19 protein-coding genes and 1 pseudogene are annotated in these 19460 nt (G+C 61.3%); 12 read left to right on the top strand and 8 right to left on the bottom strand.

Annotated features, from left to right (window positions below; all coding sequences use genetic code 11):
* From EN932_RS09450 to EN932_RS09460, 3 genes are all read right to left on the bottom strand, one after another.
* The coding region (locus tag EN932_RS09450; protein ID WP_128368795.1) for a hypothetical protein at positions 1-315 on the bottom strand (315 nt) is incomplete at its 3' end.
* A gap of 143 nt (positions 316-458) precedes the next feature.
* Complete coding sequence (locus EN932_RS09455) at positions 459-689, bottom strand: hypothetical protein (RefSeq protein WP_013533183.1); 231 nt, start codon at positions 687-689, stop codon at positions 459-461.
* An 84-nt stretch (positions 690-773) separates the two neighbouring features.
* Positions 774-992 carry a hypothetical protein gene (locus EN932_RS09460; protein WP_013533184.1) on the bottom strand — a complete coding sequence of 73 codons (219 nt, stop codon included), beginning with the start codon at positions 990-992 and terminating at the stop codon, positions 774-776.
* 218 nt (positions 993-1210) lie between these two features.
* Here EN932_RS09460 and EN932_RS09465 point away from each other — a divergent pair, with 218 nt between their 5' ends.
* Complete coding sequence (locus EN932_RS09465) at positions 1211-3511, top strand: FdhF/YdeP family oxidoreductase (RefSeq protein WP_024502371.1); 2301 nt, start codon at positions 1211-1213, stop codon at positions 3509-3511.
* Positions 3512-3611: 100 nt separating this feature from the next.
* On the opposite strand, the gene EN932_RS09470 is transcribed toward EN932_RS09465, so the two are convergent.
* Entirely contained in the window at positions 3612-3830 is a 219-nt protein-coding gene (locus tag EN932_RS09470) for a hypothetical protein (protein WP_013533186.1), read from the bottom strand.
* A 38-nt stretch (positions 3831-3868) separates the two neighbouring features.
* Between EN932_RS09470 and EN932_RS37915 the strand changes: the two genes are divergently transcribed.
* The gene (locus tag EN932_RS37915) at positions 3869-4156 is read left to right on the top strand and encodes a hypothetical protein (RefSeq protein WP_164756668.1); all 288 of its coding nucleotides are present in this window, start codon (positions 3869-3871) and stop codon (positions 4154-4156) included.
* A gap of 233 nt (positions 4157-4389) precedes the next feature.
* Here the strand turns inward: EN932_RS37915 and EN932_RS09480 are convergent, their stop codons facing one another.
* Positions 4390-4770 (bottom strand): response regulator, encoded by a 381-nt coding sequence (locus EN932_RS09480; RefSeq protein ID WP_127368736.1) that lies wholly within the window; start codon positions 4768-4770, stop codon positions 4390-4392.
* Entirely contained in the window at positions 4767-7877 is a 3111-nt protein-coding gene (locus EN932_RS09485; RefSeq protein WP_127368737.1) for a CheR family methyltransferase, read from the bottom strand. The genes EN932_RS09480 and EN932_RS09485 overlap by 4 nt, the downstream gene beginning before the upstream one ends.
* A gap of 271 nt (positions 7878-8148) precedes the next feature.
* Between EN932_RS09485 and EN932_RS09490 the strand changes: the two genes are divergently transcribed.
* Positions 8149-8805 carry a response regulator gene (locus EN932_RS09490; protein WP_127368738.1) on the top strand — a complete coding sequence of 219 codons (657 nt, stop codon included), beginning with the start codon at positions 8149-8151 and terminating at the stop codon, positions 8803-8805.
* A 102-nt stretch (positions 8806-8907) separates the two neighbouring features.
* Here the strand turns inward: EN932_RS09490 and EN932_RS09495 are convergent, their stop codons facing one another.
* Positions 8908-9180, bottom strand: coding sequence for a hypothetical protein (locus EN932_RS09495; RefSeq protein ID WP_013533191.1), 273 nt, complete (start codon positions 9178-9180; stop codon positions 8908-8910).
* A gap of 207 nt (positions 9181-9387) precedes the next feature.
* On the opposite strand from EN932_RS09495, the gene EN932_RS09500 reads away from it, so the two are divergent.
* From EN932_RS09500 to EN932_RS09540, 9 genes are all read left to right on the top strand, one after another.
* Positions 9388-10494 (top strand): NAD-dependent epimerase/dehydratase family protein, encoded by a 1107-nt coding sequence (locus EN932_RS09500; protein ID WP_127384531.1) that lies wholly within the window; start codon positions 9388-9390, stop codon positions 10492-10494.
* Entirely contained in the window at positions 10491-11564 is a 1074-nt protein-coding gene (locus EN932_RS09505; protein WP_024502366.1) for an NAD-dependent epimerase/dehydratase family protein, read from the top strand. The genes EN932_RS09500 and EN932_RS09505 overlap by 4 nt, the downstream gene beginning before the upstream one ends.
* Positions 11561-12853 (top strand): TIGR04295 family B12-binding domain-containing radical SAM protein, encoded by a 1293-nt coding sequence (locus EN932_RS09510; RefSeq protein WP_127384532.1) that lies wholly within the window; start codon positions 11561-11563, stop codon positions 12851-12853. The genes EN932_RS09505 and EN932_RS09510 overlap by 4 nt, the downstream gene beginning before the upstream one ends.
* The gene (locus EN932_RS09515) at positions 12838-13938 is read left to right on the top strand and encodes a glycosyltransferase family 4 protein (RefSeq protein WP_127370016.1); all 1101 of its coding nucleotides are present in this window, start codon (positions 12838-12840) and stop codon (positions 13936-13938) included. The genes EN932_RS09510 and EN932_RS09515 overlap by 16 nt, the downstream gene beginning before the upstream one ends.
* A 2-nt stretch (positions 13939-13940) precedes the next feature.
* Positions 13941-15071: a glycosyltransferase gene (locus EN932_RS09520; RefSeq protein ID WP_127370015.1), complete on the top strand. Its 1131-nt coding sequence runs from the start codon at positions 13941-13943 to the stop codon at positions 15069-15071.
* Positions 15068-16162 carry a glycosyltransferase gene (locus tag EN932_RS09525; RefSeq protein WP_127384533.1) on the top strand — a complete coding sequence of 365 codons (1095 nt, stop codon included), beginning with the start codon at positions 15068-15070 and terminating at the stop codon, positions 16160-16162. The genes EN932_RS09520 and EN932_RS09525 overlap by 4 nt, the downstream gene beginning before the upstream one ends.
* On the top strand, positions 16159-17262 hold the full coding sequence (locus EN932_RS09530; RefSeq protein WP_024502362.1) for a glycosyltransferase: 1104 nt from the start codon (positions 16159-16161) through the stop codon (positions 17260-17262). Before EN932_RS09525 ends, EN932_RS09530 begins: the two co-directional genes overlap by 4 nt.
* 23 nt (positions 17263-17285) lie before the next feature.
* The gene (locus EN932_RS09535; RefSeq protein ID WP_024502361.1) at positions 17286-18332 is read left to right on the top strand and encodes a UDP-glucuronic acid decarboxylase family protein; all 1047 of its coding nucleotides are present in this window, start codon (positions 17286-17288) and stop codon (positions 18330-18332) included.
* 93 nt (positions 18333-18425) lie between these two features.
* Positions 18426-18611, top strand: coding sequence for a hypothetical protein (locus EN932_RS09540; RefSeq protein ID WP_013533200.1), 186 nt, complete (start codon positions 18426-18428; stop codon positions 18609-18611).
* Between the two features lie 9 nt (positions 18612-18620).
* Here EN932_RS09540 and EN932_RS09545 read toward each other — a convergent pair.
* Positions 18621-19460 (bottom strand): annotated as a pseudogene (locus EN932_RS09545) (hypothetical protein); the annotation flags it as partial.

The following is a 19460-nucleotide window of genomic DNA, read 5'->3' on the forward strand; positions in this document are numbered from 1 at the left end:
ATCATTGACTGCTTTTGTCAGAGAAGCTTGCTCGGTGGGTTCACTGATTTCGGCGGACCGGATTTGCGCCCCGACATCGGCAAGCGTCTTGCCGATCGATTGCAGCGTGTCCACCGTGTATGCGGTCGGCGCCGCCCCTGCCGCCCAGGCGTCCAGCGCCATCAACACGGTCTGCGATGCGGACGCCACGGTTCGTGATTGCTGCTCGATCTGATCGGAAGATGAGCATGCCGAGAGCATCAGCAAAAGCAGGCACAAGCAGTCAAGCCTGAGATAGCGGCGGCTAACGATCAAATCAGGCGTTTGGTGCGCCACAGAATAGTCTCCCCGACGCAACAAACCGCGGCCGGCGTGAATCTGATCTAGAGCGCTCGACGAGTCCGTCAACAACCGCGGCTCCCGATCCGGAGCACGAGGCGGTCTCAATCGGGTTTCGATTGCTAGTGGGGTGCTGAACGTCAATCGGGGCGATCCCCGCTCGAAGCGTCTTGGATTCCGTATTCGTGAATGAGGCCGAGAACCTGACTTCTGACTGTGTCGCGCGCGTCGGGCTGGATGAAAAACATCAGCCGCTCGACCGCTTCCACAACTGCTTCCGGCAGATCCGAAACCGCATCGGTGAGTTCGCTGCCATGCTCGTACATATTGTCCGTCAGCTTCTTGTCGAGGTCGGAAAGGATGCCCATCATCCGCACTCCAGATCGGTGCTGTGTTGATCTCAGTTCGACAGCGTCACGGCCAGGTCACCCTCCCCTGTTGCTGCCAGCCATCGATCACTGTTGCCCCGGCATTTCCGTGTTTTCCCTGGGATTTTTCTGGACGCCGGCAGCCGGGGCGGTATCCGCCGGGGCATTGCCGCCCTGGTTCTGCTCCGGCGCGCGTTTCAGCGGCGAGGTCTGCCATCCCATGTCAACGTAGAAAAAGCCGACGACGAAACCGACAATGATGACCGCCGCTATCACCAGCGAGATTATTGCGTTGCGTCGCTCCATTTGCGGCTCCTTCCATCGCCGAACAGCCCATGACGGAAATAGTTCCACAGGCAAGCGCCCTCAGTGAGGACCGGGTCTGGCGCTTGCCGGCCTGGCCTCCAGCGGTGGGGCGATCCGGGATTGGCGGGATTGGATTGAACCAGCGACGTTCCCATCCCGGCAGCGGGGAACAATCAACGAGCGGCGAGGTTTGGTAGTCGCACTTGCGAGGTTCTGCCATGAAACCTGCCGTTACCGATCATGTCGAAATCAAGAAATACGACCACCCGACGGGCGGCTGGGGATCCCTGTCTTCCTTGATCCGTAAAGCCTATGGCGAAGGCCTTCTGATGTCTGGGATATGGAGCACTCTGCTCAAGCAGAACAAGGCAGACGGCTATATGTGCGTTTCATGCTCATGGGCCAAGCCGGCAGAGCCGCGGCCTTTCGAGTTTTGCGAAAATGGCGCCAAGGCCACGCTGTGGGATCAGACGAAGCTGCGCTGCGGCCCCGATTTCTTTGCACGACATTCCGTCACCGAACTGCTCGATTGGCCGGATTGCGAGCTGGAAAAGCAGGGCCGACTGACCGATCCGTTGCGCTACAATGCCGTCACCGACCGCTACGAGCCGGTGTCCTGGAATGAAGCCTTCGCCGAGATCGGCATGGAACTTCGGCGCCTCGATCCGAAATCGGTGGTTTTCTATACGTCCGGCCGGGCCTCTTTGGAGGCTTCCTTCATGTATCAGCTGTTCGCGCGCATCTACGGTTCGTCGAACCTGCCCGATTCTTCCAACATGTGTCACGAATCGACCTCGGTCGGGCTTCCCAGATCAATCGGCTCGCCGGTTGGAACCGTACAACTCGAAGACTTTTCGCAATGCGACATGATGTTCTTCTTCGGCCACAACACCGGGGTGACGGCGCCGCGGCTGTTGCACCCGCTGCAGGAGGCCCGTGAACGCAATGTGCCGGTGTTCACCTTCAACCCCTTGCCGGAGCGAGGGCTCAAGCGCTTCAAGAACCCGCAGAATCCCGTTGACATGCTGTCGCCGGGGCCCGGCACGAAAATGTCCAGCGACTTCTTCCAGGTCCGCGGCGGCGGCGATATCGCCGCCATGACCGGCATCGCCAAGGCTGTGCTCGCGCTCGACGATGCGGCCCGCGAGCAGGGAAGCTCGCGTATCCTCGATATCGGGTTTATCGCGGAACATACGCATGGTTTCGCCGAATTCGAGGCCTATCTGCGCGCTGCCGCGTGGGATGACATCGTCGCCCGGTCGGGCATTGCGCGACCGGATCTGGAGCATGTCGCCGAAGTCTACAGCCGGTCCAATGCGGTGATCGGCAACTATGGCATGGGTCTGACACAGCACAGGCATGGCACCGAAAACGTGCAGATGTTGTGCAATCTGCTGCTGATGCGGGGCAATATGGGAAAACCCGGCGCCGGCATTTCGCCCCTGCGGGGTCATTCCAACGTCCAGGGCCAGCGCACCGTCGGCATATCCGAAAAACCTGAACTCGTTCCGCTCGACAAATTCGCCGAGTTCTATGCATTCGAGCCCCCGCGCGAGAAGGGCCTCGATACGGTCGAGACTTGCGAAGGCGTCATCGCCGGCTCGGTGAAAGGCTTTGTCGGCCTGGGTGGTAATTTCGTCCGCGCCGTGCCCGAAACCGGCCTCGTTGAGAAAGCCTGGCGCAGACTTGGCCTGCATGTCGAAATCGCGACCAAGCTCAACCGAAGTCATCTCCTGCCGGGGGCAGTAACCTATCTGTTGCCCTGCCTGTCCCGGTTAGAAAGAGATCGCCAGGCAAGCGGCGATCAGACCGTTTCCATGGAGGATTCGACCGCCTGCATCCATGGGTCCTTTGGATCGCGCCCGCCGGTTTCGCCAAACCTGCTTTCGGAACCGAAGATCGTCGCGGAGCTGGCCAAGGCCACCGTGCCAGACATGAGTTCGATCCCTTGGGATAAGTGGATTGCCGACTATTCTCGCATCCGTGATGAGATCGAGCGCTGCTTTCCACAGCATTTCCGCCAGTTCAACAAGCGGTTCCTGACACCCGGAGGCTTCCATCGCGACATCAAGGCATCGAAGCGAATTTGGGAAACGCCGAACAAGAAGGCCAATTTCAAGCCGCCCACCACGCTGGAGACAGATCCCGATATCGATGTCTCGGGCCAAAAGGTGCTGACGCTGATCACAGTGCGATCCAACGACCAGTTCAACACGACCGTCTACGGTTATGATGACAGGTTGCGCGGCATCCACGGTACACGCATGGTGTTGCTGATGAATGAGGCCGACATCCAGCGGTTCGGACTGACCGCGGGGCAGCAGATCGATCTCGAAACGCATGCCGATGACGGTGTGGAGCGGCGTGTGCGCGGCCTTCGTGTGACACCCTATTCCGTGCCGCAAGGCAACTGCGCCGGCTATTATCCGGAACTCAATCCCCTGGTGCCCCTATGGCATCGCGCCAAGGAGGCCCACGTTCCGGCCGTCAAGTCCGTTCCCGTAAGAATTGTTTGCTGAGGCCGGAGGCCTCGGTCCCGGCCGGAGAGACGTGTCCGGCGACCCCGCCGTTGGGCACAGAAGCGGCCGTAGCCGCCACTTGGCCTAGCCGCCACTTGGCCTAGCCGCCACTTGGCTTTGGAGATGCCGGCTGGGTTGGCTGCGTGCCTTGCTGCTCGCCGCCGGTGCTGGTCTGCGGTGTCGGGTTGGTGTCGGTCGTGGGATTCTTGTCGACCGGTTGGCTGTTCGTAGTATCCGTCTTGGACTTGGCTGGATCGGCATTATCGTTGCACCCCGCCAAGGCGAGCAATGCCGCCGACATCAATAGCACTGCTCTCATGCTGACTTCTCCTGGAGTTCGGGCGAAGCCGTCTGCCAATGACCTATTCGGTCGAACCGCACCGAAAGCCCTTGCTTGACGGCGCTTCTGGCCAGCAGATGGTCCAGTTCGGCATCTTCAATCGGACTTCGTACGACCTGGCGGATGGCTTTGCAGGCAAGTTCCGTCGAGACGAAATCATATCTCCTGCTCCTGGCTACAACATATTGTTCGACCAGCATTTTTACGCGCCTGAGCGCGATTTCTTCGGCGAATTGCATTTTGTTCCTCCTGCACGCCGAACTGCCGAACCGGTACGTTGTTCCCACCCCGGTCCAAAAACATGATCGTCGAGATGATTAAAGGCTCGCGCTTTCCAACAGAAAGCGCGAGCGGATCAGGCTGAGGGGGACCCGATCGTCCAGCATCAAACGAGGGGAGCGATGACGCTGCACGGCTACCGAACTCGCACGGACTTGAGTTGTTCCACTTCGCGGTCCCTGAGGTGTTCACAGTCGAATGAACCCTAAATCGGGCGGGCCGGAGTCACCGGATCGATCGAGGCCAGCACTGCCTGAAATCACGAAGAATGCGTGTCGGGACGAAGCGATGCCAGGTCGGCCAGGGTGTTGAGAAGGGCAGCGTCGCCTGCCGGCTTCGGCACGAATTTGCAGTTTCGGAAGGGTTTGGGAACGTCACGGGGCCCAAATCCGGTCATGAAGGCGAAGGGGATACCGCGAGCCAACAGTGTTTCGGCCACGGGCAGACTTGTTTCACCGTTCAATTGAATGTCCAGCAGCGCCACGTCGACTTTGCCTGCATCGATAAGTTGACGAGCCGCGGCGACCGACGAGACCGGGCCGATCACGGGATAACCCGCCGCACGCAGGCGAGACGCGACGTCTTCGGCGATCAGCCATTCGTCCTCGACCACCAGAACGCGCGGCCTGTCGTCGCTCACGGCGCCTCCTTGTGGTTTGCCGGAAACGCGATCTGGACGCTGAGGCCGTCCTTGTGGAACGCGGTCTCGACATGGCCGCCCAGCCTGTAATCAATTTCACCCTGCAACAAGGTCAGCCCAAAGCCATTGTCTAACGGCGCCTTGACAGGAGGGCCGTCCTTTTCTCGCCAGCCAAATGTGAAACTGTCATCGTCGATCGACCATTGCACACTGACCTTGCCGTCGGTTTTTGACAAAGCGCCATACTTGGCCGCGTTGGTGGCCAGTTCATGGATGGCCATACTCAGGGAAAGCCCCTGTTGCGGACCTAGTTTGACATCCTTGCCATCGAGTTCGATCCGCTCGATGCCGAATGGTTCGAGCTCCTGCTGGAGCATTTCCCTGACCGAGGCTTCCTTCCATCTCTCCCGGGTCAGCAGGCCGTAGGCCCGCGACATGGCATGCAGGCGGCCGATCAGCGCATCCGCGAACTCCTCCTTCGTATCAGAACTTTCCCGCGTGCGGCTTGCAATGCTGGCGATCACCGCAAGCATGTTCTTGACCCTATGGTTGAGTTCCGAGATGAGCACCTGCTGATGCTCTTCCGCCTGTGCCAGAGTGGTGACATCGACAAGTGTCACCACCACGCCCTGGATCCTGTTGCCCTTGTCGCGATAGGGATTGATGCGGACCATGTGGAACAGGCCCCTGGCATCGCGTGCCAGATGGTGATTCAGGATCTCGCCTGTCTCAAAGACCTTGTCGATGTGCTGCTTCAACTCGGGGTAGTCGAGCTGGCTAGACAGATCCGTCAGCGGCCGGCCGACATCGGAGGGACGCAGGCTGAAGAAGGATGACGCCGCCGGCGTGAAGGTACGGACCACAAGGCTGCGGTCGAGGAAAATGGTCGCGATGTCGGTGCTTTCGAACAGGTTGCGCAGATCGCCGTTGGCGTGGTCGAGCTCCTCTATCTTGGCCGTCAACTCGGCGTTGATCGTGTTGAGCTCCTCGTTGAGCGACTGCATCTCCTCCTTCGAGGCTTCGAGTTCCTCGTTGGTGGACTGCGCCTCCTCATTGACGGAGACGAGTTCCTCGTTCGACGATTTGACCTCCTCCAGCGCGGTCTCGTATTCCTCGATCGTCGATTGCAGGCGCTCCCTGGTGTCGCGCAGCTCCCGCTCGAGATCGGCGGTGCTGTCACTGTCACGGCCGCCGCCGTCTTCCTCTGAGCGGGCCTGGGTCGGCCCCGACGGTTCGAACAGGACGAGATAAAGCGGCTCGCCATTGCCACGTTCGGTGAGCGGTTCGATCGTGAGCTTGATCGGCTGGACCCGTTCGTCGTCTTCCTCTACGATGAGGTTTTCCCGCACCACTGTGCGGCGCGTCGTCGTCGCTTCCCGCAACGCGGCGCGGAGGTCCAGTCGCAGCCCACGCCTAGCCATCGTCAGCAACTGCCGGCTGGGAATCCCTTGCGGCGCTTCGAGATATCTGCCGGTCCTGGCCGAATAATAGACGACATCGCCCTCGGCGTTGACCAGGACATGCGGCGGAGCGAAGCGCTCCAGCACCTGCGCCTCGACAGCCTGGCGCAGCGGATAACCGGCGGCTCCCTTCCTTAAGCCGGCGCTTTCAGAGGGAAAGACGCCGGAACGGCTCTCACCGATCAAGGCGGGCAGCCTGATATGCGGCGAGGCATGCTCGCGCGCCTGGAAGAGACGATGTTTCTTGTCGACAGTGGCAAACAGATTGTCGTGCTGCCCAACGCTTTCGGAGGTGCCGAGGAACAGGTAACCGCCGGGCTTCAATGCATAGTGAAAGACAGGGATGACACGGCTCTGGATGCTCGGGCCGAAATAGATCAGCAGATTGCGGCAGGAGACCAGATCCATGCGCGAGAAAGGCGGATCGCGAATGACGCTGTGCGGCGAGAAGATGCACAGTTCCCGTATCTCGTTGCTAATGACATAGCTCTCTCCGTCGCCGTTGAAGAACCGCTGTCGGCGTTCGGGTGAAAGCCCTTGCAGCAGGGCTTCGGGATAGCGTGCCGCCCGGGCCACCGCCAGCGCAGGCTCGTCTATGTCGGTGGCAAATATCTGGACGCGCGGAACGACCGTAAGCGTCTCCATGTGTTCGCGCAGCAGGATGCCGATGGAGAACACCTCCTCGCCCGTGGCGCATCCGGGAACCCAGACCCTGACGGTGTCGCTGGCGGTCTTGCCTTCGAACAACTGCGGTATGATCTTTCGCTCGAGCAACTCGAAGGCATCGGGGTCGCGAAAGAAGTTGGTGACATTGATCAGCAGATCGCGAAAAAGGTTCATCACCTCGCGAGCATCTTTCTTCAGCCAGTCTATATAGGCGCTGATGGAATGGACCTGGGCGATCTGCATGCGTCGCTTCACGCGGCGCAGAAATGTCTTGGTCTTGTAGCCCGAGAAGTCGTGGCCGGAGTGGCTGCGCAGAATGGCGTATATCTGTTCTCGCACCTTATCGATGTCGGCCGTATGGTCGCCATCTTCTTCCGCCAGCCCTTCCAGCGTGTCGAAGCCGCGGGCGAAAGCCTCCAGCTTCGCCCCGATCTCCTCGGCGGGCACAGCGACGTCGACGAGCCCGCTGGCAATAGCGCTCTGTGGCATGTCGGGATTGCGCGGCCCGTAGCCGTCGTGCGCTTGCGCGACAGTGAGGCCACCCCGCTCCTTGATCGCCTTGGCGCCCAGCGTTCCATCGGAATCACCGCCCGACAGAATGACGCCCACGGCATATTCGCCCTGGTCTTCAGCGAGCGCACTAAAGAAGATGTCGACGGGTTTGCGCTCTTGGGTAAGCCCGTTGGGCCGCCGCAGGCGCAGCACACCGTTGGCGATCGCCAGAGTGACGTTTTGTGGCATCACGTAGACGTGGTCAGGTACAACAGCTATGCCATCCTCGGCCACAACGACAGGCATCTCGGTGTAGCGGCTGACAACTTCATGCAACAGACTTTCTCGCTTCGGGCTGAGATGCGTGATGATGATGAACGCCATGCCGGGCTGGCTGGTAACGCCTTTGAACAAGCCTTCCATCGCGGGAATGCCACCCGCGGACGCGCCGATGCCAACGATGGGAAATCTAGTCGATCGGGCAGTCACGGCATGTCCCCCTTTCGCCGACCCGACATGAAGTCTCCTCAAGGCCGGATCGAACAGGACATAACCATATAGCGCGCAAGACGTATGGAACAAGACGTCAGGGATGACGTTGAACCCGATATCAATGGTGGTTCAATGACGAAACGCTCTGCTGACATAAAACTCCGAGCGCCAGTGGTGTCAGGGGCGCCTGGATCGCTAGCAGGTTCCGATGCGGGGCCCGTCCCGAATCGCATGCTGATGCTTGCGAAGCGGTTGCAGGCGGCCCTGGATGACAGAATTCGGAAAGCAAATCCTCTGCATTCTAACCTCCGTTGCAAGAAAGGATGACGACGTGCGCGACCTGCGGGGGCTGCATATTCTGATAGTCGAAGACGAGTGGACGATGGCGGGAGATCTTGCGCGGTTTTTCAGCAATATGGGCGCCATCATTCTCGGGCCCGCCGCAACCGTCGAACAGGCATCCAAACATACCGAAACGGCCGAAGCTGCAATCCTCGATGTCAATCTCAATGGCCGACGCGTGTTTCCAATCGCTGATGAGTTGATGCGCCGGGGTGTCCCCTTCGTGTTCTTCAGTGGCGATGACGACATCGCCATTCCCGACCATCTCCGCTACGCCAGCAATCTGCGGAAATCCTCGGGCAGCCAGGCGGTGTTCAACGCACTCTTTCCCCCGCAGGCACCGGGGCGGGCGACCCCCGGACCGGACCCGTCCGACGACGTCTTCGCGCTTTTGCCCAAACTGCGACTTGCGGCGCGCCTTTTGCTGGGAGACGTCGACGCATCGGATCGGCTCGTCGAGAGGACGCTCGAGCAAGCGATCCGGGATGTCGACCGCAGACAGCCTGGTCAATCCACTGAAAACTGGCTCAACGGCATCATGCGAGAGATGGCGAAAACCCGCGGCGCAAACCTGATGCATTAATTTTACCCTCCCTCTCAGGCTGAAGTGCTAAGCCGCGGGGCCGTCATTGTTGACCACATCTCGACAACTGGGCCGTACAGATCAGCCGCTTGGCTTGTCTCATCAGTCCTTCTGATCGCGCTCGACGAATTTGTTGAAACGGCTGGCTTTCCCCTCCCCGGTCTTGGCCTGATACAGAAAGGCCAGATCGTTCTCGTCGAATATCCGGAAGAACTCGTCCCATTCGATGGGCTCGAATGCTTCCTCAGGCTCACCGAAGTCGATCCGCAGGATGCCGCCCTCGCCTTTTGTGCGCACCACTGCCGGCCGGCCGTCCCGCTCCTCGGCCCACTTGCGAATTTCGTCGTGGTCGGTGGTCGTTTGCGACTGAGACATTGAAATCTCCTTTGATCGGCGTTGCTCCATGGGACACGCGGGCTGTCGGGCGTCCTAACAGCACAAGGGCGTCAATGTTCCAGCACCGCGCCGTGATCGCGATGCCGGCTCCCAACGAAGTCCGCCAAAGGAACTTTGTTGAAGCAAGGGAACAAACCTTTTGCCGAAAAGTTCGGGGCGCCGAGGTTACTGGTCTGAGGAGTCGTCGTGAAACGCATATTGGTTACAGGAGGCTGCGGCTTCATCGGCCGGCATGTCGCACAGGAACTCGTCGAGCAGGATTATTCGGTTCGCATCCTCGATGCGCTGCTGGAGCAGGTGCATGCGGGCGAAGCCGTCGCGCTTCCCGCCGGGACCGAACTGATCAAGGGTGATGTCCGAGACCGGGAGGCGGTCGCCGGTGCGCTGGAAGGTGTTGACGCGGTCATTCATCTGGCGGCGGAAGTCGGTGTCGGACAATCGATGTACGAGATCGCGCGCTATGTCGGCGCCAATGATCTCGGCACCGCAACGCTACTTGAAGCACTGATCAAGCACCCGGTCGAACGGATCGTCGTCGCCTCGTCGATGAGCGTCTATGGCGAAGGGCTCTATGCAACGCCAGACGGCCGGCGCATCGACAATGCCCGGCGCAAGGCGAGCGACATCAAAAGCGGGCAATGGAATCCGCTGTCGCCAGAGGGAGCCCCCCTCTCGCCGCTGCCAACGGACGAAGAAAAGCCGGTCGATCTCGCCTCAATCTATGCGCTGACAAAATACGCACAAGAACGCGCTGTGCTGATCTTCGGCGAAGCCTATGGCATCGATGCTGTCGCGTTGCGCCTGTTCAATGTCTTCGGCGCCGGCCAGGCATTGTCGAACCCCTATACCGGCGTGCTGGCCAACTTCGCTTCGCGTCTCGCCAACGGCCAACGGCCAATGATCTTCGAGGATGGCGAACAGAAGCGCGATTTCGTCCATGTGCATGACGTCGCCCGCGCCTTTCGCCTTGCACTGCAGCAACGCCAGGCAAAGGGTCATGTCATCAACATCGGCAGCGGCCGAGCCTACGCGATCAGCGAAGTCGCACGATTGCTGGCCGAGGCCATGGGGACACCGAACCGCTCGCCCGAACTGCTCGGCAAAGCGCGCTCCGGCGATATCCGCAACTGCTTCGCCGATATTTCCAAGGCCCGTGAGCTGCTCGGTTTCGAGCCGGTGCGGCAACTGGAGAATTCGCTCGGCGATTTCGTTTCCTGGGTGCGTAACACGTCCGCCGTCGACCGCGGCGCCGACATGAAACGCGAGCTCGAAGAACGCGGGCTGGTGTCATGAACACACGCAATCGACGCGACGCGCCGGTCGCCATCGTCGGCGGCAGCGGCTTCATAGGATCGAACCTCGCCGACAGCCTGTTGTCGGATGGCGAACCGGTGCTGGTGATCGACAATCTCAGCCGTCCGGGCGTCCAGCAGAACCTTGAATGGCTGGCACAAAAACACGCCAGTCGCCTCACGGTGGAGACCATCGACGTGCGGGACGCCAACGCCTTGGCGCCGGCTCTGACGGGTTCAAAGGCAATTTTCCATCTGGCCGCGCAAACCGCCGTCACCACAAGCCTGGTCCAGCCGGGCGAGGATTTCGACATCAACCTTCGCGGAACATTCAACGTACTGGAGGCGGCGCGACTGAGCGGTGAGCGTATTCCTGTTGTCTTCGCCAGCACCAACAAGGTCTATGGCAGCCTGCCCGACGTCGCGGTCCGCGAGGACGGCGACCGCTATGTGCCTTGCGACAGCGTCATCCAGGCGAACGGCATCGATGAGGCTCGGGGCCTGGACTTCTGCACGCCCTACGGTTGCTCCAAGGGCGCGGCGGACCAGTATGTGCTCGACTACGCCAAATCCTACGGCATGCCGACGGCGGTGCTGCGGATGAGCTGCATCTATGGACCGCGCCAGTTCGGAACCGAGGACCAGGGCTGGGTCGCGCACTTCCTGCTCAGCGCGCTGACGGGACGCCCCATCACCATTTACGGTGACGGCAGGCAAGTGCGCGATATCCTGCATGTTTCCGATGCCGTCGCCGCCTACAGGGCCGTACTCGACCACATCGAGACGACCAAAGGCCAGGCATTCAATCTTGGCGGCGGCCCGGAAAATGCGCTCAGCCTGCGCACGCTGTTGAGCGAGATCCGTGGCCTGACCGGCCATGAGCTTTCAATCCGCCATGATGGCGAACGCACCGGCGACCAGCCCTTCTTCGTCGCCGACACCCGCAAGATCAAAACCGCGCTTGGCTGGATGGCCCAGGTTTCATGGCGCGAAGGCGTCCGCGACCTAGCCGACTGGCTGCAGCGCCACCGGCTCGAGCCTCACCCCGAAGCCGTGAGGTACGTCGCATGAAAATCGCTCTGGTAAACCCATTCTGGACCTACGACGACAGCATCTATTTCGGCTGCCGCCAACCACATCTGCCGCTGGAACTCGGCTATTCGAAGGCCCTGCTCGAAGCCGCCGGACATGAGGTGCTGATGCTGGATGGTCAGTTGCAGAAGCTCGACAATTCCGGTCTTTGCGAGCGGGTGGCCGATTTCGCCCCGGCAATGACTGTCGTCAGTACCGCGCCGACCTATCTGTTCTGGCGCTGCGCACCGCCGGAATTGCGCGTGCCGGCCGATTTCCTCAACCTTCTCGCCGGGCGCGGTGGACGCACGGTCGCCGTCGGGCCGCACGGCTCGGCCACGCCGGCGCCAACCTTGCGCAAGCTCGGCGTCGACATCGTCGTGCGCGGCGAATGCGAAGAAGTCGTCGAGCAACTTGCCCGGCGCGACGATTGGAGCGCAGTGCCCTCAACCGCTTATCTGCGGGATGCCAGGGTGGTTTCGAACGGCGGCGTCCACGCCAGCTCGTTTGTCGATCATCCACCCCTCGAATGGCCTGCGGACTGGATCGCAGCCCATTCGCACCACCATCACAGGTTCGATGACAATCAGGTCGGGTTCGGCGCGGAAGTCGAGGCATCGCGCGGCTGTCCCTACAATTGCAGCTTCTGCGCCAAGATCGATTTCCGTGATGCCTATCGCCGTCGAAACCACGAAGCGGTGGTCGCGGAGATCGATCGGCTGATTGCCCAAGGTGTCGGCTACATCTACTTCATCGACGAAATCTTCCTGCCGCAAAAAGCGTTGCTGGAAGCCTTGGTCGATCGCAATGTGAAATTCGGCGTGCAGACCCGCATCGATCTGTGGAAGCCCGAGCTGCTGGAATTGCTGGGCGCCGCAGGCTGCGTCTCCATTGAAGCAGGGCTCGAAAGCCTGACGGTTGAAGGCCGGGCGATGCTGGCCAAGCGCTGCCGGCTGGGCACCGAGGAACTTGCCGCGCTGCTCGTCGATGCTAGACGTCACGTTCCATTCGTTCAAGCCAATCTGATCGGCGTGGTCGAGGATGATCCCGCCCTGGTCGAGCACTGGCGAACCCACCTGATCGACCACGGCGTATGGGCCAATGAACCTGTTCCGCTTTATCCGTATCCGAGTTCGCCCAGCTATCGCGAGCTTTGGGGCGAACCCGACGACCTTGCCTGGGAGCGCGCCCATGATCACTATCTCGCATCCTTCCAGAAATTCAGTGACATCCAGGAGAAGCGGCCCCGGCCGCTGGCGGAACTGGAGGCGACATGTTGCGAACACTGACGCCGCGCTCGCGGCGCATCCTGATGACCGTCGATGCCGTGGGCGGCGTATGGCGCTATGCGCTTGATCTGGCACGGGAACTTGTGAATGGCGGCGACAGTGTGGTGCTTGCCGGGCTCGGTCCCCAGCCGACGAGGCAGCAGGCTGCGGAGGCAGAGACTTTCACCACGCTGATCTGGTTGAACACGCCGCCGGATTGGATGACCCACAACGGCGGCGACCTGGATGCGCTACCGCTAGAATTGCTTGCGCCCATGCGCGACCACGCCATCGACCTAGTCCATTTCAACGCGCCGACGCAGGCGGCGGGATTCGATGCGCCGTGCCCAGCCGTGGCGGTCTCCCATTCCTGCGTGACGACATGGTTCCACGCCGTCAGGAAACAGGCAGTGGATGGCGCATGGGCCTGGCAGAAGGAGCGCAACAGGCGTGGCTTCAATCGGGCCGACGCAGTCATCGTGCCGAGCCGCAGCCACGCCGACATGCTTGAGACCTGCTACGGCCCGATCGCGCGTCTGAGTGTCGTCGGAAATAGTGCCAGTCCGGTGCCGAAGGCCGAAAAGCGCCAACCGCTCGTCTTCGCCGCTGCCCGCTGGTGGGACGAGGGGAAGAATGCGGCGGTGATCGACCAGGCCGCGTCGCTGACGCAATGGCCCGTCTTTGCCGCCGGTTCGATGCACGGTCCGAACGGCGGGCGTACCAGCTTCAGCTATGCTGTTCCTCTGGGAGCACTGCCGTCTCACGAGGTGCGGTCCTTGATGGCGCGCGCCGGCATTTTCGTGTCGCCGTCGATCTATGAGCCATTCGGTCTGGCCGCGCTGGAAGCTGCCATGTCGGCGACGCCCCTGGTGCTTTCCGACATCGCAACCTATCGCGAACTATGGGACGGGGCCGCGATGTTCTTTGACGCGCGCAATCCGCACGACCTCGCTGCCGGCCTCAATCGTCTTTCCAGCGATGCCGAACTCAGGCGAGAGCTCGGCCAGGCAGCGATGCGACGGAGCCGCCGGTTTACACTGGCCAGGCAAGCGGCAGCCATGCGAGGCGTCTACGACAAGGCGGCCCTGGCTATGGCGGGGCGTTGACCATGCGCTTTTTGTTCTACACCCACTCGGTCGTATCCGACTGGAACCACGGCAATGCCCATTTCCTGCGCGGTATCATGCGGGATCTGATCGCGCGCCAGCACCAGGCAGTCGCGCTGGAGCCGTCCGACGGCTGGAGCCGTTCGAACCTGTTGGCCGAGAAGGGATCCTTCGCCATCGAACGCTTCCGCAAGGATTTCCCAGAGTTGATGCCGGTGACCTACAATGCCGGGTTCGATCACGAGGCCTGGATCGCCGAGGCCGACGTTGTGATCGTTCATGAGTGGACGGATCCGGAGCTTGTCGCACGCATCGGCCGTGCCCGGGCCGCTGGCGGCAACTTCATCCTTCTGTTTCATGACACCCATCACCGGGCCATATCGGCGACCGAGGCAATCTCGGCGCTACGGTTGGAGCACTATGACGGCGTCCTCGCCTTTGGCGAGACCTTGCGCGAGAGCTATCTGCGCGCCGGCTGGGGCAAGCGCGTCTTCACCTGGCATGAAGCCGCGGACGATCGCCTGTTCAAGCCGCACCCAGAGATCCATCCCATGTCCGATCTGGTCTGGATTGGAAACTGGGGCGACGATGAGCGGACTGCCGAACTCAAGGAATTTCTGATCGAGCCAGTACACGATCTCGGTCTCGAGGCCACTGTTCACGGCGTACGCTACCCCAAGCCCGCACTTGCGGACCTGGCCGCCGCCGGACTGCGCTATGATGGATGGATCGCCAATGCCGATGTGCCGAAGGCGTTCGCCGCGCATCGTGTCACCGTTCACATCCCACGGCGCCCCTATCGTGAGGGATTGCCTGGAATTCCGACGATCCGGATGTTCGAGGCGCTCGCCTGCGGCATTCCGCTGATTTCAGCACCCTGGTCCGATGTCGAGCAGCTGTTCAGGCCCGGCGTCGACTTCCTGTTTGCGGAGAACGGCTCTCAGATGCGGCAACACTTGCGGGCGGTATTGGCCGATGCGGATTTCGCGGCTTCCCTGGTGACTTCGGGCCTCGAGACCATTCGCTCCCGGCATACCTGCCAGCACCGCGTTGACGAGCTGTTCCGCGTGCTCACGGCATGCACGACCGAACATACCATCAACAACACCACCGCAAAGGAAGCCGCCGCATGAAGATGGCATTCTACGGATCGAGTCTTTTGTCGTCCTACTGGAACGGTGCCGCGACTTACTATCGCGGGTTGCTGAAGGCGCTTTCCCAATTGGGCTACGAAATCACCTTCTATGAACCCGACGTCTACGACCGGCAGAAGAATCGCGACATCGAGGCGCCTGACTGGTGCACTGTCGTCGTTTATGAAGCGACCCAGCACGCGCTGATGCAGGTCGCGGCACGTGCCGCCAGCGCCGACATCGTCGTCAAGGCGAGTGGCGTCGGTTTCGAGGACGAGGCGCTGCTGCGTGTCGTTCTCGACCACGCCCGCAGCGACGCGCTGGTGGTATTCTGGGACGTGGACGCTCCGGCAACCCTTGCCCAGTTGCGCGACGAACCGGACCATCCGCTCCATAGCGCCCTGCAAGAAATCGACCTTGTGCTGACCTATGGCGGCGGCGACCCCGTCGTATGGGCCTACCGTGCCATGGGGGCGAACGAATGCGTGCCGATCTACAATGCGCTCGATCCCCAAACACATTATCCGGTCACCAGCAATGCGCGTTTCGCTTGCGATCTGGCGTTCCTTGGCAACAGGCTGCCGGATCGTGAGGCACGGGTCGAAGCGTTTTTCCTCGATCCCGCATGCCAGCTGCCGAAACAGCGTTTTCTGCTCGGTGGATCGGGCTGGGGGGACAAGCCGCTTCCCGCCAATGTCGGCTGGCTCGGTCACGTCGGCACCCGCGATCACAATGCCTTCAACGTCACACCCAAGGCGGTTCTGAACATCAGCCGCGACAGCATGGCCGTAAACGGTTTTTCACCGGCCACGCGTGTCTTCGAGGCGGCCGGCGCCGGCGCCTGCCTCATCACCGATGCGTGGCTGGGCGTGGAACTGTTCCTGAAGCCAGGCGAGGAGATCCTGGTGGCGCGCGACGGCGGCGATGTCGCCGAGATCATGTGCTCGCTGACCTCCAGTCGGGCAAAGGCAATCGGCCAGGCCGCACTTTGCCGCGTGCTGGCCGATCACACCTACGCGTTGCGGGCGGACGTGGCCGATGCAGTCTTCAAACGTCACTTCGAGCAGGGGACCGTGGAGGCAGCGGAATGACCAAGCAATTGGACATAGTCTTTCTTGGCCTGTCGCTGTCCTCGTCCTGGGGAAACGGCCACGCCACGACGTTTCGAGGCCTGCTGAAAGGTCTGCACGAACTCGGCCACCGCGTGACCTTTCTGGAGCGCGAGGTGCCGTGGTACGCAAACCACCGCGATCTGCGCGATCCGGATTTCTGCGCCTTGCGCTACTACGAAACCACCGCGGAGTTACAACGCGACTACGCCCGGTGCCTGGAGCAGGCCGACATCGTCGTCATCGGCTCGTTCGTGCCGGAAGGGCGCGTGGTCATCGACATCGTCGCTTCACTTTGCAAAGGGCGCTTCTGCTTTTACGACATCGACACGCCGGTGACCGTGGCGCAGCTTTCAGCCGACGATTGCGATTATCTGAGCTGGCGGCAGATTCCTTACTTCGACGTCTACTTCTCGTTCACCGGCGGGCCGATGCTTGGCCGTCTGGTGGAGGACTTCGGCGCGCGCCGCGCCGAACCGCTCTACTGCTCGGTCGACCCGGAACGGCACCACCGGACCGGCGATCCGATCCGCTGGGATCTCGGCTATCTCGGCACCTACAGTGCCGACCGGCAGGCAACGCTGAACGCGCTGCTGCTCGAGCCCGCACGGCATATGCGGGACCGGCGTTTCGTCGTGGCCGGTTCGCAATACCCATCCGACATCATCTGGCCGGACAATGTCGAACGTATCGAACATCTGCCGCCCGCCGATCATGCCGCGTTCTACAACCGTCAGCGCTACACGCTGAACGTCACACGCAGTTCCATGATCGCCGCGGGATGGTCGCCCAGTGTGCGCCTGTTCGAAGCGGCTGCTTGCGGCACGCCCATCATCAGCGATCGCTGGCCAGGGCTCGACAGCTTCTTTCCTGCATCGGCGATCCACACCGCCGGGGAAACGGACGATGTCGTCGAGATCCTGTTCGGCGAGTCCGAGCGCACACGCCTCGCCATGGCCCGCCGGGCCCGCGAACGCGTCCTCGCATCCCACACCGGTGCGGCCAGGGCCCGCGAATTCGTGGCGGCGTTGACACAGCCAAGGGCGGCGGCCCTCGATTTCGACATCGGAAGCGCAGCATGACCAGCAGACAGGAGAAAACGGCGATGCGACAAACACGAAACGCGCGAAGGGCAAAGGCAGTGCTTGTTGCCGGCGGTGCGGGATTCCTCGGTTCGCATCTTTGCGAAGCATTGCTCCGCAACGGCTGGCGCGTGATCTGCGCCGACAATTTTCTGACTGGGCGCATGGAGAACATCATCTCGATCATGGACCATCCGGGTTTCCGGTTGATCGAGCAGGATATCTGCCGGCCATTGGATCTCGGCGAGCCCGTGGAGCGTATCTTCAACCTGGCATGCGCTGCCTCGCCGCCGCGTTACCAGGCCGACCCTATCCACACCACGCGAACCTGCGTGATTGGAACGCTCAACCTGCTTGAACTCGCTGTCCGATATGACGCGCGGCTGCTACAGGCCTCGACGAGCGAAGTGTATGGCGATCCGGAACAGCATCCCCAGAGGGAGGATTATGTCGGCCACGTGAACTGCACCGGTCCGCGCGCCTGCTACGACGAGGGCAAACGCACCGCCGAAACGCTTTGCTTCGACTATCTGAGAGCCGGCAAAGCCGACGTGCGCGTCGCGCGCATCTTCAACACCTACGGTCCGAGAATGGATCCGGCGGACGGCCGCATCGTCTCGAACCTGATCATGCAGGCGCTCGAGAAACGTCCCCTGACGATCTTCGGCGACGGCTTGCAGACGCGATCCTTCTGCTATGTCTCCGATCAGATCGATGGATTGAGGCGCCTGATGGATATCGATCCCAATCCAGGCAAGCCGGTCAATCTGGGCAATCCCGGAGAATTCACCATCGTGCGACTGGCTGCGTTGGTGAAGGCGATGACGGGTACCAAATCGGATCTGAGATTTCTACCGCTGCCGCAAGACGATCCTCGGCGCAGGCAGCCCGATATTTCGCGTGCAAAAGCGCTGCTCGGCTGGACGCCGAAGGTGCCCCTCAACGAAGGGCTCAAGCTGACGATCGATTATTTCGCAGCTCTCGAAGGCAGCCGCATCGGCGATCAGATGACGGGCTTTGCCAAAAGAGCGAGGCCCGCACCCGGAGGGCTGCAGAACCTTCCGGCGTGATGCGAGATGGCGCCGAACCTTTCCCGAGATCGTGCGGAACATCCGCCCAGGCTTGTGGTTTGGCAGGAGGACCCGATACGGAGGATCACCCTCATGCAACCCAAGCGCCCCTCGAGGGATATCGACCAGATGGCCGAACGCGAGACCGCTGCCTATCTGCGGCGCGCCTCGATTACCTATCTCGAGTGCTGCGTCAGCCTGATGATGACGCATCTGCAGCGCGAGGAAGTGGCCACTATTCTCGAGCAGGAAGCAGACATGCTGCGAAGGCTGGACTGATCGGAACGATCATATCCGGCATTCGTCCAGGAACCGTATCAGCGGCATCCTATATCGGTCTGCCATCTCGGCCAGCCTTGTTTTTTCCCCGCCGTTTTCGGATTGCGCAGCCGTGCTCCAGAGCCCGAGTTGGAATGCCAAATAGCATGGTTCGAAAAAGCCGATGTGGTCACGGTCGATGGGAAGTTCCATTCCTTCGACCAAGGTCCTCACATCGCTGTCGGACAGTCCATACTCGACGCGGGCGCCGGCAATGTCCCACTCAATCGGTTGGCAGCCGATCAAATCATGTGCCCGGCAGTGGTCAACAGCATCTGTCTTGAGCACCGTGCCATCTGCACGAACGAGAAACTCCCACGGTTGAAGCTTTCCGTCGATTTCAACGCGCTGCAGCACATGCGCGGAGGTCGGTTTCGAGAGCCAACCGCGCAACGTCGCTGCGCGTTTCTCGTCCAAGGCTTCCGACGCATTGGAAACAGCCATCTCCGCGAGAGCAAGCAATGATGCACCCGGTTCGCAAGTTCGAAGATTGAGCGCACGCCAGGTCAGGTAGTTTGTGAGCTCCGCGATCAGTCTTTCCCTGGGCAGCGGCGCCTGATCCATCGTGCTGCCGTCAATCCACCGTTCAACCAGAAAGCCATGGCAAAGCGCGACAACTTGCGATCCGAAGCCGGCTTCATGCAACATCGCCGCGGCTCGTTTCTTGCGCAGTCCGGTTTCGCCGAGGCCGGCGAATTTGACGAGCCAGCGGTCACGCCCGGCGGACGCCAGGAATTTACGCCGCTCGGTACCGCGTGGGCTCGGCGGCCAGCGTCCTTCGTCGGCATAGTGGGCGGCCCGCCACTCGCC

It is taken from the genome of Mesorhizobium sp. M7A.F.Ca.US.002.01.1.1, from assembly GCF_004022955.1.
Classification (GTDB): domain Bacteria; phylum Pseudomonadota; class Alphaproteobacteria; order Rhizobiales; family Rhizobiaceae; genus Mesorhizobium; species Mesorhizobium ciceri.

Bases quoted from the DNA above. Each gene is read 5' to 3' on its own strand.
- EN932_RS09455 (WP_013533183.1), bottom strand. From the start codon at position 689: ATGATGGGCATCCTTTCCGACCTCGACAAGAAGCTGACGGACAATATG.
- EN932_RS09460 (WP_013533184.1), bottom strand. From the start codon at position 992: ATGGAGCGACGCAACGCAATAATCTCGCTGGTGATAGCGGCGGTCATC.
- EN932_RS09465 (WP_024502371.1), top strand. From the start codon at position 1,211: ATGAAACCTGCCGTTACCGATCATGTCGAAATCAAGAAATACGACCAC.
- EN932_RS09470 (WP_013533186.1), bottom strand. From the start codon at position 3,830: ATGAGAGCAGTGCTATTGATGTCGGCGGCATTGCTCGCCTTGGCGGGG.
- EN932_RS37915 (WP_164756668.1), top strand. From the start codon at position 3,869: ATGACCTATTCGGTCGAACCGCACCGAAAGCCCTTGCTTGACGGCGCT.
- EN932_RS09490 (WP_127368738.1), top strand. From the start codon at position 8,149: ATGACAGAATTCGGAAAGCAAATCCTCTGCATTCTAACCTCCGTTGCA.
- EN932_RS09495 (WP_013533191.1), bottom strand. From the start codon at position 9,180: ATGTCTCAGTCGCAAACGACCACCGACCACGACGAAATTCGCAAGTGG.
- EN932_RS09505 (WP_024502366.1), top strand. From the start codon at position 10,491: ATGAACACACGCAATCGACGCGACGCGCCGGTCGCCATCGTCGGCGGC.
- EN932_RS09510 (WP_127384532.1), top strand. From the start codon at position 11,561: ATGAAAATCGCTCTGGTAAACCCATTCTGGACCTACGACGACAGCATC.
- EN932_RS09515 (WP_127370016.1), top strand. From the start codon at position 12,838: ATGTTGCGAACACTGACGCCGCGCTCGCGGCGCATCCTGATGACCGTC.
- EN932_RS09520 (WP_127370015.1), top strand. From the start codon at position 13,941: ATGCGCTTTTTGTTCTACACCCACTCGGTCGTATCCGACTGGAACCAC.
- EN932_RS09525 (WP_127384533.1), top strand. From the start codon at position 15,068: ATGAAGATGGCATTCTACGGATCGAGTCTTTTGTCGTCCTACTGGAAC.
- EN932_RS09530 (WP_024502362.1), top strand. From the start codon at position 16,159: ATGACCAAGCAATTGGACATAGTCTTTCTTGGCCTGTCGCTGTCCTCG.
- EN932_RS09535 (WP_024502361.1), top strand. From the start codon at position 17,286: ATGCGACAAACACGAAACGCGCGAAGGGCAAAGGCAGTGCTTGTTGCC.
- EN932_RS09540 (WP_013533200.1), top strand. From the start codon at position 18,426: ATGCAACCCAAGCGCCCCTCGAGGGATATCGACCAGATGGCCGAACGC.